Genomic DNA, 19,426 nt, shown 5'->3' on the forward strand with positions numbered 1-19,426 from the left:
TGGCAACTTTAATAATCTCGCCTTATCAGAAAGTAATTACACCCTTAATCAACTCACGATTGTTAATCACATCGCGCTCGTAGGTTTCTGCCAGCGTGGCGAACGGATAGCGATGGGTTAACATCATGTCGGCAGTGATTTTCCCTTCCGCCATCAGTCGACCGACTTTAGCGAAATCTTCCGGCGTGGCGTTGCGGCTGCCCATCATCGTCGTTTCTTTTTTATGGAATTCCGGATCGGAGAACTGCAACTCACCTTTAAACAGGCCGACAAATACCACCGTGCCGCCGTGACGAATCAGATTCACGGTGTTATTCATCGCATGTTGATTACCTGTCGCGTCGATCACTTTCTGCGCCAGAGAACCACCAAACTGCGCCCGCAGCTGCGCGTCAAAATCTTCGGCTGACGGGTCCAGTACAGGTAATTCCAGACGTGTTGCCACATGTTCACGGCGTGCCGGACTGGTATCCGCCACCACCACCTGTGCGCCATCGGCTTTAGCGATTGCCGCCGCGCCCAGACCGATTGGCCCCGCCCCGACCACCAGCACCTGCTCGCCGGGAGCAATGGCTGCGCGACGCACCGCATGAGCGCTAATAGCGAAAGGTTCAATCAATGCTGCCGCCTGCGGGTCAATACCGTCTGCGGGCAAAATGTTCGCCACCGGCACGCTCAAATACTCACTAAAACCGCCATCCTGATGCACGCCAATGACTGAAATTTTTTCACAGCAATTGGTACGCCCGCTTTTACACGCCGGGCATTGCTGACAGGCAACATAAGGGATCACAGCAACTTGCTGACCATTTTTAAGATCAGCGATATTCTTACCCAGCCCAACAATCTCCCCACATATTTCATGGCCTAAAACGCGTGGATAACTAAAAAATGGTTGATTTCCACCCCAGGCATGAATATCGGTACCGCAAATCCCGACAGACTTAATTTTTATTAATGCTTCATTGTCACCCGGAATAGGTATCTCGCGTTGTTTCCAGACTAATTCTTTCGGCTGCTGGCAAATTAAAACATTCATCGTAGACATGATTCGGCTCTCCATTTTTTGTTGCCTTAGATATCAATGAAAATGAAAAATGGCAGCGGAACGGAAAATCTGTTTTGTGAAAACACACGCATAAAAATGTTTTAAATCGGGTTTTAATGGACTCACAAGGAGGAAAATATGAGTCGTTCACAAAATTTACGCCACAATGTGATTAACCAGGTCATTGATGATATGGCGCGGGGTCATATCCCTTCCCCACTTCCATCGCAAAGTGCGCTGGCGGAAATGTACAACATCAGCCGCACTACAGTGCGTCATATTCTCAGCCACTTACGCGAATGCGGCGTCTTAACGCAGGTTGGAAACGACTATGTTATTGCGCGTAAACCTGACCATGATGACGGTTTCGCCTGTACTACCGCTTCAATGAGTGAACAAAACAAAGTGTTTGAGCAGGCTTTTTTCACGATGATAAACCAGCGCCAGTTACGCCCAGGGGAAACTTTTTCTGAACTGCAACTGGCTCGGGCCGCGGGTGTCAGCCCGGTTGTAGTAAGAGAATATCTTTTAAAATTCGGCCGTTATAATCTTATTCAAAGCGAAAAGCGCGGCCAGTGGAGCATGAAGCAATTCGATCAATCCTACGCCGAGCAGCTGTTTGAGCTACGCGAAATGCTCGAAACACATTCACTTCAGCACTTTCTCAACCTGCCTGATCATGATCCCCGCTGGCTGCAGGCGAAAACCATGCTCGAACGTCATCGGCTACTGCGTGACAACATCGGCAATAGCTTTCGCATGTTCTCGCAACTTGACAGAGATTTTCACTCCTTACTGCTTTCAGCTGCCGACAATATCTTTTTTGATCAATCTCTTGAGATCATCTCAGTCATCTTTCATTTTCACTATCAATGGGACGAAAGCGATCTTAAACAGCGCAATATCATTGCCGTCGATGAGCATATGACCATTCTCAGCGCTCTGATTTGCCGCAGTGACCTTGATGCCACCCTTGCGCTCCGTAACCATTTGAATTCAGCTAAACAATCAATGATTCGATCCATTAATGAGAACACGCGTTATGCTCATTAAGTACGGATTAAAAACAGCAAACTATTAGCGGGTGCACGGTTTTATCAAAAGATAAATACCGGGAAATTCCCGCTTACCTATGCTCACAATCAGTCGACTAAAAATGTTTTTGTGAGCGGTAGTAAAGTCCTAAAACTTTAACCTGCCGTTAATGTCAACCTTGCGTAATGCACAATTACGTAAACAATTAAAATTATAAATACAGGAGTCCGGCGTGGAAAAAGAAAATATCACCCTCGATCCGCGTTCTTCATTTACTCCATCTTCATCGGCAGATATTCCCGTGCCACCAGATGGATTAGTTCAACGCAGTACCCGAATTAAACGCATTCAAACCACCGCCATGTTGTTATTATTTTTTGCGGCGGTAATCAATTATCTCGACCGCAGTTCGCTGTCGGTAGCAAATTTAACGATTCGTGAAGAATTGGGATTAAGTGCCACCGAAATCGGCGCTTTGCTCTCCGTGTTTTCACTCGCTTACGGCATTGCGCAACTTCCTTGCGGCCCACTATTGGATCGTAAAGGCCCACGCCTGATGCTGGGACTGGGGATGTTCTTCTGGTCACTGTTCCAGGCCATGTCTGGCATGGTGCACAGCTTTACGCAGTTCGTGTTGGTGCGTATCGGTATGGGGATTGGTGAAGCGCCGATGAACCCATGTGGCGTAAAAGTCATTAACGACTGGTTCAACATCAAAGAGCGCGGACGCCCGATGGGCTTCTTCAACGCAGCTTCTACCATTGGCGTAGCCGTAAGCCCACCGATTCTGGCAGCGATGATGCTGGTGATGGGCTGGCGTGGGATGTTTATTACCATTGGTGTGCTGGGGATTTTTCTCGCCATCGGCTGGTATATGCTCTATCGCAACCGCGAGCATGTAGAACTGACTGCCGTTGAACAAGCTTATCTCAATGCAGGTAGCGTCAATGCCCGCCGAGATCCGCTCAGTTTTGCCGAATGGCGCAGCCTGTTCCGTAACCGCACAATGTGGGGAATGATGCTCGGATTCAGTGGCATCAACTACACTGCGTGGCTGTATCTGGCCTGGCTTCCTGGTTACCTGCAAACAGCCTATAACCTGGATTTAAAAAGCACAGGGTTGATGGCGGCTATCCCTTTCCTGTTTGGGGCTGCCGGGATGCTGGTCAACGGTTACGTTACTGACTGGCTGGTCAAAGGGGGAATGGCTCCGATTAAAAGCCGTAAGATCTGCATTATTGCCGGGATGTTCTGTTCTGCCGCCTTTACGCTGGTCGTACCGCAAGCGACAACATCCATGACAGCGGTTCTGCTGATTGGCATGGCACTGTTCTGTATTCACTTTGCCGGAACATCCTGCTGGGGGTTGATCCACGTCGCAGTTGCTTCTCGCATGACTGCGTCGGTGGGCAGTATCCAAAACTTTGCCAGCTTCATCTGCGCCTCTTTTGCGCCGATCATTACTGGTTTTATTGTTGATACCACCCACTCATTCCGTCTGGCACTAATCATCTGCGGTTGCGTCACCGCGGCGGGTGCACTGGCGTACATCTTCCTGGTTCGTCAGCCGATCAACGACCCACGTAAAGATTAATCTCCCTATGCCCGATAACATTTTGCTTATCGGGCATTTTTATGGCGATTAAAACGTTTCCCAGTTCTCCTCGCTATCTGCCACGGCCATTTTACGCGGCGTAGCTGGCGTCACGGTTTTTACCACAGCCGATGTTTCACGCTGATGTTGCTGCTGTTGCTGAATCCGGAACACTGCCACAGCTTCGGTCAGGCGACTGGCCTGCTCTTCCAGCGCGGCGGCGGCAGCGGCAGATTCTTCCACCAGCGCAGCGTTCTGTTGAGTTACCCGGTCCATCTCAGCGACCGCTAAGCCAACCTGATCGATACCACGGCTCTGCTCATCAGAAGCAGAAGCTATTTCGCCCATAATGTCCGTCACGCGGGTCACAGCACTGACAATCTCCGCCATTGTTTCCCCGGCGCTTTCGACCAGCGTAGAGCCAACATCCACTTTCCCCACCGAGTCTTCAATCAGGCTTTTAATTTCGCGAGCCGCCTGGGCGCTGCGCTGGGCCAGATTACGCACTTCGCCCGCGACCACCGCAAAACCGCGCCCTTGCTCACCCGCACGCGCAGCCTCAACCGCCGCGTTCAAAGCCAGAATATTGGTCTGGAAGGCAATGCCGTCAATTACGCTGATAATATCGGCGATTTTCTGCGAACTGGTGGAGATATCGCGCATGGTCTGCACCACGTTATCCACCACTTTGCCGCCGCGTTGCGCCGTTTCGGAAGCACTTAACGCCAGGTGGCTGGCCTGACGCGCATTTTCGGCGTTCTGCTTCACCGTTGCGGTCAGTTGCTCCATGCTGGCTGCCGTCTCTTCCAGCGAAGCGGCCTGTTGCTCGGTGCGCGAAGAGAGATCGTTATTGCCGGTGGCGATTTCGCTGGCACCGCTATAGATGGCATTGGCCCCGTTGCGCACATCACCGACGGTACGCATCAGCTCTCCCTGCATATGGCGCAAACTCTCTGCCAGTTGCCCCATCTCATTAGAGCCATCCACCTCAATCGGTTTCACCAGATCGCCGCCTGCAATATGACGAATGCTGTCAATCAGGCGATTCATTGGCGCTACCAACGAGGCTTTAATACCGAACCAGACGGCGAAGATGACCGCCAGTACGACGATCATCACGCCCACCAGGATCCACATCGCCTGGCTGTAGGAGGCATTATTATCGCTGACGGCGATATCATAGAGCCGATCGTTTTGCTCCATGTAAGCCACATACTGCTTCTCGAAACCGTCCTGATATCCCTGGGTCGGCTGATCAAAGAACTCGTTGATTTTGCCTGCACCTAACAGTTGGATCAGCTCCGCCAGCGCATTGTGATAAATATCGTAATTACGTTTGATCTCTGCCGCTGCGGCGGTGCTCTGACGCGGGTCACGCGGCAACGCTTCGTAATCCGCCCAGTTTTTTTCCGCCTGTTTCAGCGAAATACTGGCACTCTGCATCAGCTCAGCAACGGTTGAACCGCTACCAATATTATTCTGATCCATCATGTAGCGGATACCCGCGCGGTTGAGGGTGTTACGCGTCTGCAACAACGCGACCCAGCTGCCATTCAGCGTGGATTGCTGCTGGCGAATGGTTTGTAAAACAGTGAAATTTTCTTTGTCATTCTTTAAGGCATTAAAGAACAGACCGCCTGATGTCAGTTGTAAAAGGCCAAAAACGGCCAAAACCAGCAGTAAGCTGGTCACAATTTTGATACGTTTTAACATGTTTTCTCTTTCCTGTGGACCGATGCAAGATTTTCGGCCTGGAAAGGAAAAACTTTATGAAAAGGTGTAACCCGCCATCCATGGAAAAACCAGGCGCTGGTTATCAGATATTAAAAAGTTATTCATTATCGCCCGGGATGTCTTCTTGTCGGGAATTACCCAGAGCAATAAATTCCTCTAACAGATGGGTTAACTGTTGCATTTTCTCGGCAGTAAACTGAGCTTCAATCTGCCGATAGGCCTCTTCAATCTGTGTCTGAGCGCGGTTATACAGCGCCTGCCCCTCTTTGGTCAGCGAGATATAGAGCTTCCGCTGATCATTGATCGGCTTTAATCGCAACACTAAACCGTCGCGTTCCATCCGCGTAAGGATCCCGGTCAGGCTTGGGCGCAAAATGCAGGCGCGATACGCCAGATCGTGAAAATCCATTGATGGGCTTTCCGCCAGAATACGCACGATGCGCCACTGTTGCTCAGTCAAATTATGCCGTTTAACGATTGGGCGAAAATAACTCATCGCCGCTTCTCGCGCCTGGAGCAACGCAATGGTTAGAGAGTCGTGCATTATCTTTCCCCTGAAAAATTCAAAATCATTAATATAGAAACAGTTAATCATCACGTTACCGGGACTGCGCTGCCCCTGCAATTCTTCATTTTATCAAAATTGAGCATGTTTTGTTAACTTGCTGATATTTAATACTTTATTATCTTTAAATGTAAATAGTTTGTTAATTAGATCACATTTACATCACTTACTTTTGCCAAACTACGCAATCGGGAATAAAAGTAATCATTAACATATTAATGATTAAGATGATCGAATCCGAGGAGTGGTAATGAAAGGCACTATCTTCGCCGTAGCGTTGAACCATCGCAGCCAGCTTGATGCATGGCAGGAAGCGTTCCAGCAATCCCCCTACAAAGCCCCGCCTAAAACTGCGGTCTGGTTTATTAAACCGCGCAATACGGTGATTGGTTGCGGTGAACCGATTCCCTTTCCACAGGGTGAAAAGGTACTGAGCGGTGCGACAGTTGCGCTGATTGTGGGAAAAACGGCGACGAAAGTACGTGAAGAAGATGCGGCAGAGTACATCGCCGGATATGCGCTGGCTAACGACGTCAGCCTGCCGGAAGAGAGCTTTTACCGCCCGGCAATCAAAGCAAAATGTCGTGATGGATTCTGCCCCATTGGCGAAACCGTGGCTCTCAGCAATGTCGATAATCTGACCATCTATACCGAGATCAACGGGCGTCCTGCCGATCATTGGAACACCGCCGATTTACAACGTAACGCCGCGCAGTTGCTGAGCGCCCTGAGCGAATTTGCCACGCTGAATCCAGGCGATGCCATTCTGCTCGGCACGCCACAGGCGCGCGTGGAAATACAGCCAGGCGATCGCGTGCGTGTTCTCGCAGAAGGTTTCCCGCCGCTGGAAAATCCGGTAGTGGACGAACGTGAAGTGACCACGCGCAAGAGCTTCCCAACGCAGCCACACCCGCACGGCACGCTGTTTGCCCTCGGCCTGAACTACGCCGACCACGCCAGCGAACTGGAATTTAAGCCACCGGAAGAACCGCTGGTGTTCCTGAAAGCGCCGAATACCCTCACTGGCGATAACCAGACCTCCGTGCGCCCGAACAATATTGAATACATGCACTACGAAGCGGAGCTGGTGGTAGTTATTGGCAAGCAGGCGCGTAACGTCAGCGAAGCCGATGCCATGGATTATGTCGCGGGCTACACCGTGTGTAACGACTACGCCATTCGCGACTATCTGGAAAACTACTACCGCCCTAACCTGCGGGTAAAAAGCCGCGACGGACTGACGCCGATGCTTTCAACCATCGTGCCGAAAGAGGCGATCCCGGACCCGCATAATCTGACCCTTCGCACCTTCGTCAACGGCGAGTTACGCCAGCAAGGCACCACCGCCGATCTGATCTTCAGCGTGCCCTTCCTGATCGCCTACTTAAGCGAATTTATGACCCTGAATCCGGGCGACATGATCGCCACCGGCACACCAAAAGGCTTATCTGACGTGGTGCCTGGCGATGAAGTAGTGGTGGAAGTAGAAGGCGTGGGCCGCCTGGTGAACCGAATTGTGAGTGAGGAAACAGCGAAATGAAAAAAGTAAGTCATTGGATCAACGGCAAAAATGTTGCAGGTAACGACTACTTCCAGACCACCAATCCGGCAACGGGTGAAGTGCTGGCAGATGTGGCCTCCGGCGGTGAAGCGGAGATCAATCAGGCGGTAGCGGCAGCGAAAGAGGCGTTCCCGAAATGGGCCAATCTGCCGATGAAAGAGCGTGCGCGCCTGATGCGCCGTCTGGGCGATCTGATCGACCAGAACGTGCCTGAGATCGCCGCGATGGAAACCGCGGACACGGGCCTGCCGATCCATCAGACCAAAAATGTATTGATCCCACGCGCTTCTCACAACTTTGAATTTTTCGCGGAAGTCTGCCAGCAGATGAACGGCAAGACCTATCCGGTTGACGACAAGATGCTCAACTACACGCTGGTGCAACCGGTAGGCGTTTGTGCGCTGGTATCGCCGTGGAACGTGCCGTTTATGACCGCCACATGGAAGGTCGCGCCGTGTCTGGCGCTGGGCAATACCGCGGTGTTGAAAATGTCGGAACTCTCCCCGCTGACCGCTGACCGCCTGGGTGAGCTGGCGCTGGAAGCCGGTATTCCGGCGGGCGTGCTGAACGTGGTACAGGGCTACGGCGCAACCGCAGGCGATGCGCTGGTTCGTCATCATGACGTACGTGCCGTGTCGTTCACCGGCGGTACGGCCACCGGGCGCAACATCATGAAAAACGCCGGGCTGAAAAAATACTCCATGGAACTGGGCGGTAAATCGCCGGTGCTGATTTTTGAAGATGCCGATATTGAACGCGCGCTGGACGCTGCCCTGTTCACCATCTTCTCGATCAACGGCGAGCGCTGCACCGCCGGTTCGCGCATCTTTATTCAGCAAAGCATCTACCCGGAATTCGTTAAACGCTTTGCCGAACGCGCCAACCGTCTGCGCGTGGGCGATCCGAACGATCCGAATACCCAGGTTGGGGCGCTTATCAGCCAGCAACACTGGGAAAAAGTCTCCGGCTATATTCGTCTCGGCATTGAAGAAGGCGCAACCCTGCTGGCGGGCGGTCCGGATAAACCGTCCGACCTGCCTGCGCACCTGAAAGGCGGCAACTTCCTGCGCCCAACGGTGCTGGCTGACGTTGATAACCGTATGCGCGTCGCCCAGGAAGAGATTTTCGGGCCGGTCGCCTGTCTGCTGCCGTTTAAAGACGAAGCTGAAGGTCTGCGCCTGGCAAATGACGTGGAGTATGGCCTCGCGTCGTACATCTGGACGCAGGATGTCAGCAAAGTGTTACGCCTGGCGCGTGGCATTGAAGCAGGCATGGTGTTCGTCAACACCCAGAACGTGCGCGACCTGCGCCAGCCGTTTGGCGGCGTAAAAGCCTCCGGCACCGGGCGTGAAGGCGGTGAGTACAGCTTCGAAGTGTTCGCGGAAATGAAGAACGTCTGCATTTCCATGGGCGACCATCCAATTCCGAAATGGGGAGTCTGATATGGGTAAGTTAGCGTTAGCCGCCAAAATCACGCACGTACCGTCGATGTATCTCTCTGAACTGCCAGGGAAAAACCACGGTTGCCGCCAGGGTGCGATCGACGGGCATAAAGAGATCAGCAAACGTTGCCGGGAAATGGGCGTCGATACCATTATCGTTTTCGATACCCACTGGCTGGTCAACAGTGCTTATCACATCAACTGTGCAGACCATTTTGAAGGCGTCTACACCAGCAACGAGCTGCCGCATTTTATTCGTGACATGACCTACAACTACGAGGGCAACCCGGAGTTGGGGCAGCTTATTGCCGATGAAGCCTTAAAGCTCGGCGTGCGGGCAAAAGCGCACAATATTCCCAGCCTGAAACTGGAATACGGCACGCTGGTGCCAATGCGCTACATGAATGAAGACAAGCACTTCAAAGTGGTCTCCATTTCGGCTTTCTGCACGGTTCACGATTTTGCCGACAGCCGCAAGCTTGGCGAAGCGATTGTGAAAGCGATCGAACAGTACGACGGCACCGTGGCGGTCCTTGCCAGCGGTTCGTTATCGCACCGCTTTATCGACGATCAGCGTGCGGAAGAAGGGATGAACAGCTACACCCGCGAGTTCGACCGCCAGATGGACGAGCGCGTGGTGAAGCTGTGGCGCGAAGGCCAGTTCAAAGAGTTCTGCAATATGCTGCCGGAGTACGCCGACTACTGCTACGGCGAAGGCAATATGCACGACACGGTGATGCTGCTGGGGATGCTCGGCTGGGATAAATACGACGGCAAGGTGGAGTTTATTACCGAGCTGTTCCCAAGCTCTGGCACCGGTCAGGTTAACGCTGTTTTCCCGCTTCCCGCGTAAGGAACCACCATGCCGCACTTTATCGTGGAATGTACTGAAAATATTCGTCAAGAAGCCCGCTTACCTGAGCTGTTTGCCAGTGTTAACACTGCACTGGCGGCGACGGGGATTTTTCCGCTTGGGGGAATACGTAGCCGGGCGCACTGGATCGATACCTGGCAAATGGCCGATGGCAAGCACGATTACGCCTTTGTGCATATGACGCTAAAAATCGGCAGCGGGCGCAGTCTGGAAAGCCGTCAGGAAGTAGGTGAAATGCTGTTTGATCTGATTAAAACGCACTTCGCCTCACTGATGGATAGCCGTTACCTGGCGCTTTCATTTGAGATTGCAGAGCTGCACCCGACGTTGAATTTCAAACAGAACAACGTACACGCGTTGTTTAAATAAATTTGCACCAGCTTCCAGGCCGGATGATAAGGCGCAGCCGCATCCGGCAATGCCACAGGATATCGCCATGTTCGATAAACACACCCACACCCTGATCGCCCAGCGTCTGGATCAGGCAGAAAAACAGCGCGAACAGATCCGCGCGATCTCGCTGGATTACCCGGAGATCACCATCGAAGACGCCTACGCGGTGCAGCGCGAATGGGTTCGCCTGAAGATCGCCGAAGGCCGTACGCTGAAAGGCCACAAAATCGGTCTGACCTCGAAAGCAATGCAGGCCAGCTCACAAATCAGCGAACCGGATTACGGCGCGCTACTGGACGACATGTTCTTCCACGATGGCAGCGATATCCCGACCGATCGCTTTATCGTGCCGCGCATTGAAGTGGAGCTGGCTTTCGTGCTGGCAAAACCGCTGCGTGGGCCAAACTGCACGCTGTTCGACGTCTACAACGCCACGGATTATGTGATCCCGGCGCTGGAGCTGATCGACGCCCGCTGCCACAACATCGATCCGGAAACCCAGCGCCCGCGCAAAGTGTTCGACACCATTTCCGATAACGCCGCCAACGCCGGGGTGATCCTCGGCGGTCGTCCCATTAAGCCCGATGAGTTGGATTTGCGCTGGATCTCCGCCCTGATGTATCGCAATGGCGTGATTGAAGAAACCGGCGTCGCCGCTGGTGTGCTGAATCATCCGGCAAACGGCGTAGCCTGGCTGGCGAACAAACTCGCACCGTATGACGTGCAACTGGAAGCCGGGCAAATCATTCTCGGCGGTTCGTTCACCCGCCCGGTTCCGGCGCGTAAGGGCGACACCTTCCACGTCGATTACGGCAACATGGGTTCCATTAGCTGCCGCTTTGTTTAAGGAGAGAACGATGGAAAACAGTTTTAAAGCGGCGCTGAAAGCAGGCCGTCCGCAGATCGGATTATGGCTGGGGCTGAGCAGCAGCTACAGCGCAGAGTTACTGGCCGGAGCAGGATTCGACTGGTTGTTGATCGACGGTGAGCACGCGCCGAATAACGTGCAAACCGTGCTCACCCAGCTACAGGCGATTGCGCCCTACCCCAGCCAGCCGGTAGTACGTCCGTCGTGGAACGATCCGGTGCAAATCAAACAACTGCTGGACGTCGGCACACAAACCTTACTGGTGCCGATGGTTCAAAACGCTGACGAAGCCCGTGAAGCGGTAAGCGCCACCCGTTATCCCCCCGCCGGTATTCGCGGCGTAGGAAGCGCGCTGGCACGCGCCTCGCGCTGGAATCGTATTCCTGATTACCTGCAAAAAGCCAACGATCAAATGTGCGTACTGGTGCAGATCGAAACTCGTGAGGCAATGAAGAACCTACCGCAGATTCTGGACGTGGAAGGGGTAGACGGCGTGTTTATCGGCCCGGCGGATCTGAGCGCCGATATGGGTTATGCCGGTAATCCGCAGCACCCGGAAGTGCAGGCCGCCATTGAACAGGCGATCGTGCAAATTCGTGAAGCGGGCAAAGCGCCGGGGATCCTGATCGCCAATGAGCAACTGGCAAAACGCTATCTGGAACTGGGCGCGCTATTTGTCGCCGTCGGCGTTGACACCACCCTGCTCGCCCGCGCCGCCGAAGCGCTGGCAGCACGGTTTGGCGCGCAGGCCACGACCGTTAAGCCCGGCGTGTATTAATGTCGATCCGGCCTACACGCGCACTAAACCATAGGCTGGATAAGACGTTTACGCCGCATCCGCCATAAATCTTGTCGTACCCTACAAAAATCCCATTAGAGGAAGAAAAATGAGCGACACCTCACCTGCCATACCGGAAAGTATCGATCCGGCGAATCAGCATAAAGCGCTGACTGCCGGACAACAGGCGGTTATTAAGAAGTTGTTTCGCCGCCTGATCGTCTTTCTGTTCGTGCTGTTTATCTTCTCGTTCCTTGATCGCATCAACATCGGCTTTGCCGGACTCACGATGGGACGCGACCTCGGTCTGAGCGCCACCATGTTTGGCCTCGCCACCACCCTGTTCTACGCCGCTTATGTCATCTTCGGCATTCCCAGCAACATTATGCTGAGTATTGTCGGTGCACGGCGCTGGATCGCCACCATCATGGTGCTTTGGGGCATCGCCTCTACTGCTACCATGTTTGCCACTGGCCCCACCAGCTTGTACGTACTGCGTATACTGGTTGGCATTACCGAAGCCGGCTTTCTGCCTGGTATTCTGCTGTATTTAACCTTCTGGTTTCCGGCCTATTTCCGCGCCCGTGCCAACGCCTTGTTTATGGTAGCAATGCCGGTAACGACAGCGTTGGGATCGATCGTTTCCGGCTACATTTTGTCGCTGGATGGCGTAATGGCATTAAAAGGCTGGCAGTGGCTGTTTTTGCTGGAAGGCTTCCCGTCGGTATTACTCGGCGTCATGGTGTGGTTCTGGCTTGATGACTCACCGGACAAAGCTAAGTGGCTGACGAAAGAAGACAAAAAATGCCTGCAAGAGATGATGGATAACGATCGTCTGACGCTGGTTCAGCCAGAGGGAGCCATCAGCCACCACGCCATGCAACAACGCAGCATGTGGCGGGAGATCTTCACTCCGGTGGTGATGATGTATACCCTGGCGTATTTCTGCCTGACCAACACACTTAGTGCGATCAGCATCTGGACACCGCAGATCCTACAAAGCTTTAATCAGGGCAGCAGTAATATCACCATCGGCCTGCTGGCTGCCGTACCGCAGATTTGTACCATTCTCGGGATGATCTACTGGAGCCGTCACTCAGATCGCCGCCAGGAACGAAGGCATCACACCGCCCTTCCTTATTTGTTCGCTGCCGCAGGTTGGTTACTGGCTTCGGCAACTGATCACAACATGATCCAGATGCTGGGGATCATTATGGCTTCGACCGGATCATTCAGCGCAATGGCGATTTTCTGGACAACACCGGATCAGTCCATCAGCCTGCGGGCAAGAGCGATCGGTATTGCGGTGATCAACGCCACGGGCAACATTGGTTCAGCATTAAGTCCGTTTATGATCGGCTGGTTGAAAGATCTGACCGGCAGCTTTAACAGTGGATTGTGGTTTGTTGCCACGCTGCTGGTGATTGGTGCGGGGATTATCTGGGCAATTCCAATGCAGTCCTCCCGTCCGCGAGCGACCCCGTAAGGAACGACGATGTGTGACCGTCAGATTGCCAATATTGATATCAGCAAAGAGTACGATGAAAGCCTGGGCACAGACGATGTGCATTATCAGTCCTTCGCCCGCATGGCGGCCTTTTTTGGCCGCCATATGCTGCCACATCGCCACGAACAGTACTTTCAGATGCATTTCCTCAATAGCGGACAGATTGAGCTACAGCTTGACGATCATCGCTACTCGGTGGAAGCGCCCCTGTTTGTCCTGACGCCACCGTCAGTACCTCATGCGTTTATTACGGAGTCTGACGCCGACGGTCATGTGTTGACGGTACGGGAAGATCTGATCTGGCCCCTGCTGGAAGTTCTTTATCCGGGCACTCGGGAAACCTTCGGCCTGCCGGGGATTTGCCTGTCACTGGCAGATAAACCCGACGAACTGGCGGCGCTGGAACACTATTGGCAACTGATAGAGCGGGAATCGGTAGAACAACTGCCTGGACGGGAACACACCCTGACGTTACTGGCACAGGCAGTGTTCACCCTACTGCTACGTAACGCAAAACTCGACGACCATGCCGCCAGCGGAATGCGCGGAGAATTAAAACTGTTCCAGCGTTTTAATATGCTGATTGAAAGCCATTTTCATCAGCACTGGACAGTACCGGATTACGCTAACGAACTGCATATCACCGAATCACGCCTCACGGACATCTGCCGCCGCTTTGCCAACCGTCCGCCAAAACGGTTGATTTTCGACAGGCAGCTACGAGAAGCCAAGCGGCTGCTGCTGTTTTCTGATAACGCCGTGAACAATATTGCCTGGCAACTCGGTTTTAAGGATCCGGCTTATTTTGCGCGCTTTTTTAATCGTTTAGTCGGTTGCTCGCCCAGTGCTTATCGTGCCAAAAAAGTACCTGTGACGTGAAAATCCCTTAGCCTTAACGGGAAACCAGGCACCACCTGCTATTCCCCTTTCTCCGCCTGGAGCAAGGGGATTTAGTAACGTTAAAAATCGCGAAAAGCGACCTCGATCACAAAACCGTACCCGACCTGAAAAGTACCAGCCATTGTCCCAAAAGTGTCTTCCCGTAATCGCCCCTGCAAGCTTCAATTGAATAACAAAAACAAAACACAAAATTAACAATCGTATTCCGATTAATACTGTAGAGGTCGACATGAAACCAGAAGATTTCCGCGCCAGTACCCAACGTCCGTTCACCGGGGAAGAGTATCTGAAAAGCCTGCAGGATGGTCGCGAGATCTATATCTATGGCGAGCGAGTGAAAGACGTCACCACTCATCCGGCATTTCGTAATGCGGCAGCGTCTGTTGCCCAACTGTACGACGCGCTGCACAAACCGGAGATGCAGGACTCTCTGTGCTGGAACACCGACACCGGCAGCGGCGGCTATACCCATAAATTCTTCCGCGTGGCGAAAAGTGCCGACGACCTGCGCCAGCAACGCGACGCCATCGCTGAATGGTCACGCCTGAGCTATGGCTGGATGGGCCGTACCCCAGACTACAAAGCTGCTTTCGGTTGCGCACTGGGCGCGAATCCGGGCTTTTACGGTCAGTTCGAGCAGAACGCCCGTAACTGGTACACCCGTATTCAGGAAACTGGCCTCTACTTTAACCACGCGATTGTTAACCCACCGATTGATCGTCATTTGCCGACCGATAAAGTGAAAGACGTTTACATCAAGCTGGAAAAAGAGACTGACGCCGGGATTATCGTCAGCGGTGCGAAAGTGGTTGCCACCAACTCGGCGCTGACTCACTACAACATGATTGGCTTCGGCTCGGCACAAGTGATGGGCGAAAACCCGGACTTCGCACTGATGTTCGTTGCGCCAATGGATGCCGATGGCGTGAAATTAATCTCCCGCGCCTCTTATGAAATGGTGGCGGGTGCTACCGGCTCGCCGTACGACTACCCGCTCTCCAGCCGCTTCGATGAGAACGATGCGATTCTGGTGATGGATAACGTGCTGATCCCATGGGAAAACGTGCTGATCTACCGCGATTTTGATCGCTGCCGTCGCTGGACGATGGAAGGCGGTTTCGCCCGTATGTATCCGCTGCAAGCCTGTGTGCGCCTGGCAGTGAAATTAGACTTCATCACGGCACTGCTGAAAAAATCTCTCGAATGTACCGGCACCCTGGAGTTCCGTGGTGTGCAGGCCGATCTCGGTGAAGTGGTGGCGTGGCGCAACACCTTCTGGGCATTGAGTGACTCGATGTGTTCTGAAGCGACGCCGTGGGTCAACGGGGCTTATTTACCGGATCATGCCGCACTGCAAACCTATCGCGTACTGGCACCAATGGCCTACGCGAAGATCAAAAACATTATCGAACGCAACGTTACCAGTGGCCTGATCTATCTCCCTTCCAGTGCCCGTGACCTGAATAATCCGCAGATCGACCAGTATCTGGCGAAGTATGTGCGCGGTTCGAATGGTATGGATCACGTCCAGCGCATCAAGATCCTCAAACTGATGTGGGATGCCATTGGCAGCGAGTTTGGTGGTCGTCACGAACTGTATGAAATCAACTACTCCGGTAGCCAGGATGAGATTCGCCTGCAGTGTCTGCGCCAGGCACAAAGCTCCGGCAATATGGACAAGATGATGGCGATGGTTGATCGCTGCCTGTCGGAATACGACCAGAACGGCTGGACTGTGCCGCACCTGCACAACAACGACGATATCAACATGCTGGATAAGCTGCTGAAATAACGCAGCAGGAGGTTAAGATGCAATTAGATGAACAACGCCTGCGCTTTCGTGACGCGATGGCCAGCCTGTCGGCAGCGGTAAATATTATCACCACCGAGGGCGACGCCGGACAATGCGGGATTACGGCAACGGCCGTCTGCTCGGTCACGGATACACCACCGTCGCTGATGGTGTGCATTAACGCCAACAGTGCGATGAACCCGGTTTTTCAGGGCAACGGCCAGTTGTGCGTCAACGTCCTCAACCATGAGCAGGAACTGATGGCACGCCACTTCGCGGGCATGACAGGCATGGCGATGGAAGAGCGTTTTAGCCTCTCATGCTGGCAAAAAGGTCCGCTGGCGCAGCCGGTGCTAAAAGGTTCGCTGGCCAGTCTTGAAGGTGAGATCCGCGATGTGCAGGCAATTGGCACACATCTGGTGTATCTGGTGGAGATTAAAAACATCATCCTCAGTGCAGAAGGTCACGGACTTATCTACTTTAAACGCCGTTTCCATCCGGTGATGCTGGAAATGGAAGCTGCGATTTAAGCTCCAGCCCCTTCACGCATTCGTCGAAGGGGCATTTTTATTGTGATCTCAATCACATATCCACCCGATGAATAATTCTTGCCCAACCGCTCACCGCCATTCCTGACCGCTTACATCCCTAAAATAACCACTCAGTTATTTACCTTACTTTACGCGCGCGTATCTCTGGCAACATCACTGCAGGATAGCGGTCAATTTACCTCCTCAAACGCAACGCAAACCTAGAACGGCTTCGGCCTATGATTAACAAATTACTCTATGGATTTTGGTTTGCAGGAAGGCAGCAAGTGAGTGAATCCCCGGGAGCTTACAACAGTAAGTGACAGGGGTGAACGAACGCAGCTGCCGCACCTGTAAGCCAAAAGACGACGAGTAAAATGCCAGGTTTTACTATGGATACGAAAAAACTATTCAAGCACATACCCTGGGTGATTCTCGGAATCATCGGTGCATTCTGCCTCGCGGTAGTTGCATTACGTCGGGGGGAGCACGTCAGTGCCCTGTGGATCGTGGTCGCCTCTGTGTCGGTGTATCTGGTGGCTTATCGCTACTACAGTCTGTACATCGCCCAGAAGGTGATGAAACTCGACCCCACGCGCGCGACGCCTGCGGTTATTAACAACGACGGTCTGAACTACGTTCCGACCAACCGTTACGTGTTGTTTGGTCACCACTTCGCCGCTATCGCCGGTGCCGGTCCGCTGGTTGGTCCGGTGCTCGCCGCGCAGATGGGCTACCTGCCTGGCACGCTGTGGCTGCTGGCGGGGGTAGTGCTGGCCGGTGCGGTTCAGGACTTTATGGTGCTGTTTATCTCCTCTCGCCGTAACGGCGCATCTCTCGGTGAGATGATCAAAGAAGAGATGGGGCCAGTACCGGGGACTATCGCGCTGTTTGGCTGTTTCTTAATCATGATCATCATCCTCGCCGTCCTGGCGCTGATTGTGGTTAAAGCCCTGGCCGAAAGTCCGTGGGGTGTCTTCACCGTTTGCTCAACCGTACCGATTGCGCTGTTTATGGGTATCTACATGCGCTTTATCCGTCCGGGGCGTGTGGGTGAAGTCTCTGTCATTGGTATCGTGCTGCTGGTTGCCTCTATCTACTTCGGTGGCGTGATTGCTCACGATCCGTACTGGGGTCCGGCACTGACCTTTAAAGACACCACCATTACCTTCGCGCTGATTGGCTATGCGTTTGTTTCCGCACTGCTGCCGGTGTGGCTGATCCTCGCACCGCGCGACTATCTGGCAACCTTCCTGAAAATCGGTGTTATCGTCGGCCTGGCGCTGGGTATCGTGGTGCTGAACCCGGAACTGAAAATGCCTGCGATGACCCAGTACATTGACGGTACTGGCCCGCTGTGGAAAGGCGCTCTGTTCCCGTTCCTGTTCATCACCATCGCCTGTGGTGCGGTATCTGGCTTCCACGCGCTGATCTCTTCCGGTACAACGCCGAAATTGCTGGCTAATGAAACCGACGCGCGTTTCATTGGCTACGGCGCAATGCTGATGGAGTCCTTCGTGGCGATTATGGCGCTGGTTGCTGCGTCCATCATCGAACCGGGTCTTTACTTCGCGATGAATACCCCGCCTGCTGGCCTTGGCATCACCATGCCTAACCTGCATGAAATGGGTGGCGAAAACGCGCCGATCATCATGGCGCAGCTGAAAGACGTTACCGCACATGCGGCGGCGACCGTCAGCTCCTGGGGCTTCGTGATTTCGCCAGAGCAGATCCTGCAAACCGCGAAAGACATTGGTGAGCCTTCTGTCCTGAACCGTGCAGGTGGTGCGCCGACACTGGCGGTAGGTATCGCGCACGTGTTCCACAAAGTGCTGCCGATGGCTGACATGGGCTTCTGGTATCACTTCGGTATTCTGTTCGAAGCACTGTTCATCCTGACCGCGCTGGATGCGGGTACCCGTTCTGGCCGCTTTATGCTGCAAGACCTGCTGGGTAACTTCATCCCGTTCCTGAAAAAAACCGACTCTCTGGTTGCCGGTATCATCGGTACTGCGGGTTGTGTGGGTCTGTGGGGCTACCTGCTGTATCAGGGCGTGGTCGATCCGCTGGGCGGCGTTAAGAGCCTGTGGCCGCTGTTCGGTATCTCCAACCAGATGCTGGCAGCCGTGGCGCTGGTACTGGGTACCGTTGTGCTGATTAAGATGAAGCGCACCCAATACATCTGGGTAACTGTTGTTCCGGCTGTATGGCTGCTTATCTGCACCACCTGGGCGCTGGGCCTGAAACTGTTCAGCACCAACCCGCAGATGGAAGGCTTCTTCTACATGGCAAGCCAGTACAAAGAGAAGATTGCTAATGGTACTGACCTGACGGCGCAGCAGATTGCCAACATGAACCACATCGTTGTGAACAACTACACCAACGCAGGCCTGAGTATTCTGTTCCTGATTGTGGTGTACAGCATCATCTTCTACGGTTTCAAAACCTGGCTTGCGGTGCGTAACAGCGACAAACGTACTGACAAAGAAACACCGTACGTTCCAATCCCGGAAGGCGGCGTGAAGATCTCTTCGCACCACTAACCGTGTTTAGCCCCGCTTCGGCGGGGCTTTGTTCTTATCAGAGTGAACTATGTTTGGTAACTTAGGACAGGCAAAAAAATATCTCGGCCAGGCGGCGAAGATGTTGATTGGCATTCCAGACTACGACAACTACGTCGAGCATATGAAGACCAACCATCCCGACAAGCCGTACATGAGCTATGAAGAATTCTTCCGCGAACGCCAGAACGCGCGCTACAGCGGCGATGGTAAAGGCGGTATGCGCTGTTGTTAATGGAGAGAG

General features: G+C 53.4%; 17 protein-coding genes. 14 read left to right on the forward strand and 3 right to left on the reverse strand.

All coding sequences use genetic code 11. The features are described from left to right. Positions 1–25 precede the first annotated feature (25 nt). On the reverse strand, positions 26–1,048 hold the full coding sequence (gene lgoD, locus ACK8NJ_RS20130; RefSeq protein ID WP_000106033.1) for an L-galactonate oxidoreductase: 1,023 nt from the start codon (positions 1,046–1,048) through the stop codon (positions 26–28). A 138-nt stretch (positions 1,049–1,186) separates the two neighbouring features. Between lgoD and ACK8NJ_RS20135 the strand changes: the two genes are divergently transcribed. Both ACK8NJ_RS20135 and ACK8NJ_RS20140 read left to right on the forward strand, forming a co-directional pair. Then, positions 1,187–2,101 (forward strand): GntR family transcriptional regulator, encoded by a 915-nt coding sequence (locus ACK8NJ_RS20135; RefSeq protein ID WP_000091572.1) that lies wholly within the window; start codon positions 1,187–1,189, stop codon positions 2,099–2,101. Between the two features lie 214 nt (positions 2,102–2,315). Further along, entirely contained in the window at positions 2,316–3,677 is a 1,362-nt protein-coding gene (locus ACK8NJ_RS20140) for an MFS transporter (RefSeq protein WP_000410144.1), read from the forward strand. 48 nt (positions 3,678–3,725) lie between these two features. On the opposite strand, the gene tsr is transcribed toward ACK8NJ_RS20140, so the two are convergent. Continuing rightward, complete coding sequence (tsr, locus tag ACK8NJ_RS20145) at positions 3,726–5,390, reverse strand: methyl-accepting chemotaxis protein (RefSeq protein WP_063625624.1); 1,665 nt, start codon at positions 5,388–5,390, stop codon at positions 3,726–3,728. Between the two features lie 118 nt (positions 5,391–5,508). Then, positions 5,509–5,955 (reverse strand): homoprotocatechuate degradation operon regulator HpaR, encoded by a 447-nt coding sequence (gene hpaR / locus ACK8NJ_RS20150; RefSeq protein ID WP_000543916.1) that lies wholly within the window; start codon positions 5,953–5,955, stop codon positions 5,509–5,511. A 271-nt stretch (positions 5,956–6,226) separates the two neighbouring features. Here hpaR and hpaG point away from each other — a divergent pair, with 271 nt between their 5' ends. From hpaG to ACK8NJ_RS20210, 12 genes are all read left to right on the forward strand, one after another. Then, positions 6,227–7,516: a 4-hydroxyphenylacetate degradation bifunctional isomerase/decarboxylase gene (gene hpaG, locus ACK8NJ_RS20155; protein ID WP_000679092.1), complete on the forward strand. Its 1,290-nt coding sequence runs from the start codon at positions 6,227–6,229 to the stop codon at positions 7,514–7,516. Then, positions 7,513–8,979, forward strand: a complete 1,467-nt coding sequence (gene hpaE, locus ACK8NJ_RS20160; protein ID WP_137512166.1) for a 5-carboxymethyl-2-hydroxymuconate semialdehyde dehydrogenase — start codon at positions 7,513–7,515, stop codon at positions 8,977–8,979. The genes hpaG and hpaE overlap by 4 nt, the downstream gene beginning before the upstream one ends. Before the next feature lies 1 nt (position 8,980). Further along, a complete protein-coding gene (gene hpaD, locus ACK8NJ_RS20165; protein ID WP_000516992.1) occupies positions 8,981–9,832 on the forward strand; it encodes a 3,4-dihydroxyphenylacetate 2,3-dioxygenase in 852 nt (283 codons plus the stop codon). 9 nt (positions 9,833–9,841) lie between these two features. Beyond that, positions 9,842–10,222, forward strand: coding sequence for a 5-carboxymethyl-2-hydroxymuconate Delta-isomerase (locus tag ACK8NJ_RS20170; protein ID WP_247792853.1), 381 nt, complete (start codon positions 9,842–9,844; stop codon positions 10,220–10,222). A 67-nt stretch (positions 10,223–10,289) separates the two neighbouring features. Further along, positions 10,290–11,093, forward strand: a complete 804-nt coding sequence (gene hpaH / locus ACK8NJ_RS20175) for a 2-oxo-hept-4-ene-1,7-dioate hydratase (RefSeq protein ID WP_000459750.1) — start codon at positions 10,290–10,292, stop codon at positions 11,091–11,093. A 10-nt stretch (positions 11,094–11,103) separates the two neighbouring features. Further along, positions 11,104–11,892, forward strand: a complete 789-nt coding sequence (gene hpaI, locus ACK8NJ_RS20180; protein ID WP_000431711.1) for a 4-hydroxy-2-oxoheptanedioate aldolase — start codon at positions 11,104–11,106, stop codon at positions 11,890–11,892. 109 nt (positions 11,893–12,001) lie between these two features. Beyond that, positions 12,002–13,378: a 4-hydroxyphenylacetate permease gene (gene hpaX / locus ACK8NJ_RS20185; RefSeq protein ID WP_001285765.1), complete on the forward strand. Its 1,377-nt coding sequence runs from the start codon at positions 12,002–12,004 to the stop codon at positions 13,376–13,378. Between the two features lie 9 nt (positions 13,379–13,387). Beyond that, positions 13,388–14,278, forward strand: coding sequence for a 4-hydroxyphenylacetate catabolism regulatory protein HpaA (gene hpaA, locus ACK8NJ_RS20190; RefSeq protein WP_000332891.1), 891 nt, complete (start codon positions 13,388–13,390; stop codon positions 14,276–14,278). Between the two features lie 250 nt (positions 14,279–14,528). Next, positions 14,529–16,091 carry a 4-hydroxyphenylacetate 3-monooxygenase, oxygenase component gene (hpaB, locus tag ACK8NJ_RS20195; protein ID WP_000801473.1) on the forward strand — a complete coding sequence of 521 codons (1,563 nt, stop codon included), beginning with the start codon at positions 14,529–14,531 and terminating at the stop codon, positions 16,089–16,091. A gap of 17 nt (positions 16,092–16,108) precedes the next feature. Beyond that, entirely contained in the window at positions 16,109–16,621 is a 513-nt protein-coding gene (locus ACK8NJ_RS20200) for a 4-hydroxyphenylacetate 3-monooxygenase reductase subunit (protein WP_059341559.1), read from the forward strand. A gap of 392 nt (positions 16,622–17,013) precedes the next feature. Then, entirely contained in the window at positions 17,014–19,164 is a 2,151-nt protein-coding gene (btsT, locus tag ACK8NJ_RS20205; RefSeq protein WP_001298933.1) for a pyruvate/proton symporter BtsT, read from the forward strand. Positions 19,165–19,213: 49 nt separating this feature from the next. Further along, positions 19,214–19,417 (forward strand): YbdD/YjiX family protein, encoded by a 204-nt coding sequence (locus ACK8NJ_RS20210; RefSeq protein ID WP_052973158.1) that lies wholly within the window; start codon positions 19,214–19,216, stop codon positions 19,415–19,417. Positions 19,418–19,426: the final 9 nt, after the last annotated feature.

The organism is Escherichia sp. F1 (assembly GCF_046764225.1).
Lineage (GTDB): Bacteria > Pseudomonadota > Gammaproteobacteria > Enterobacterales > Enterobacteriaceae > Escherichia > Escherichia coli.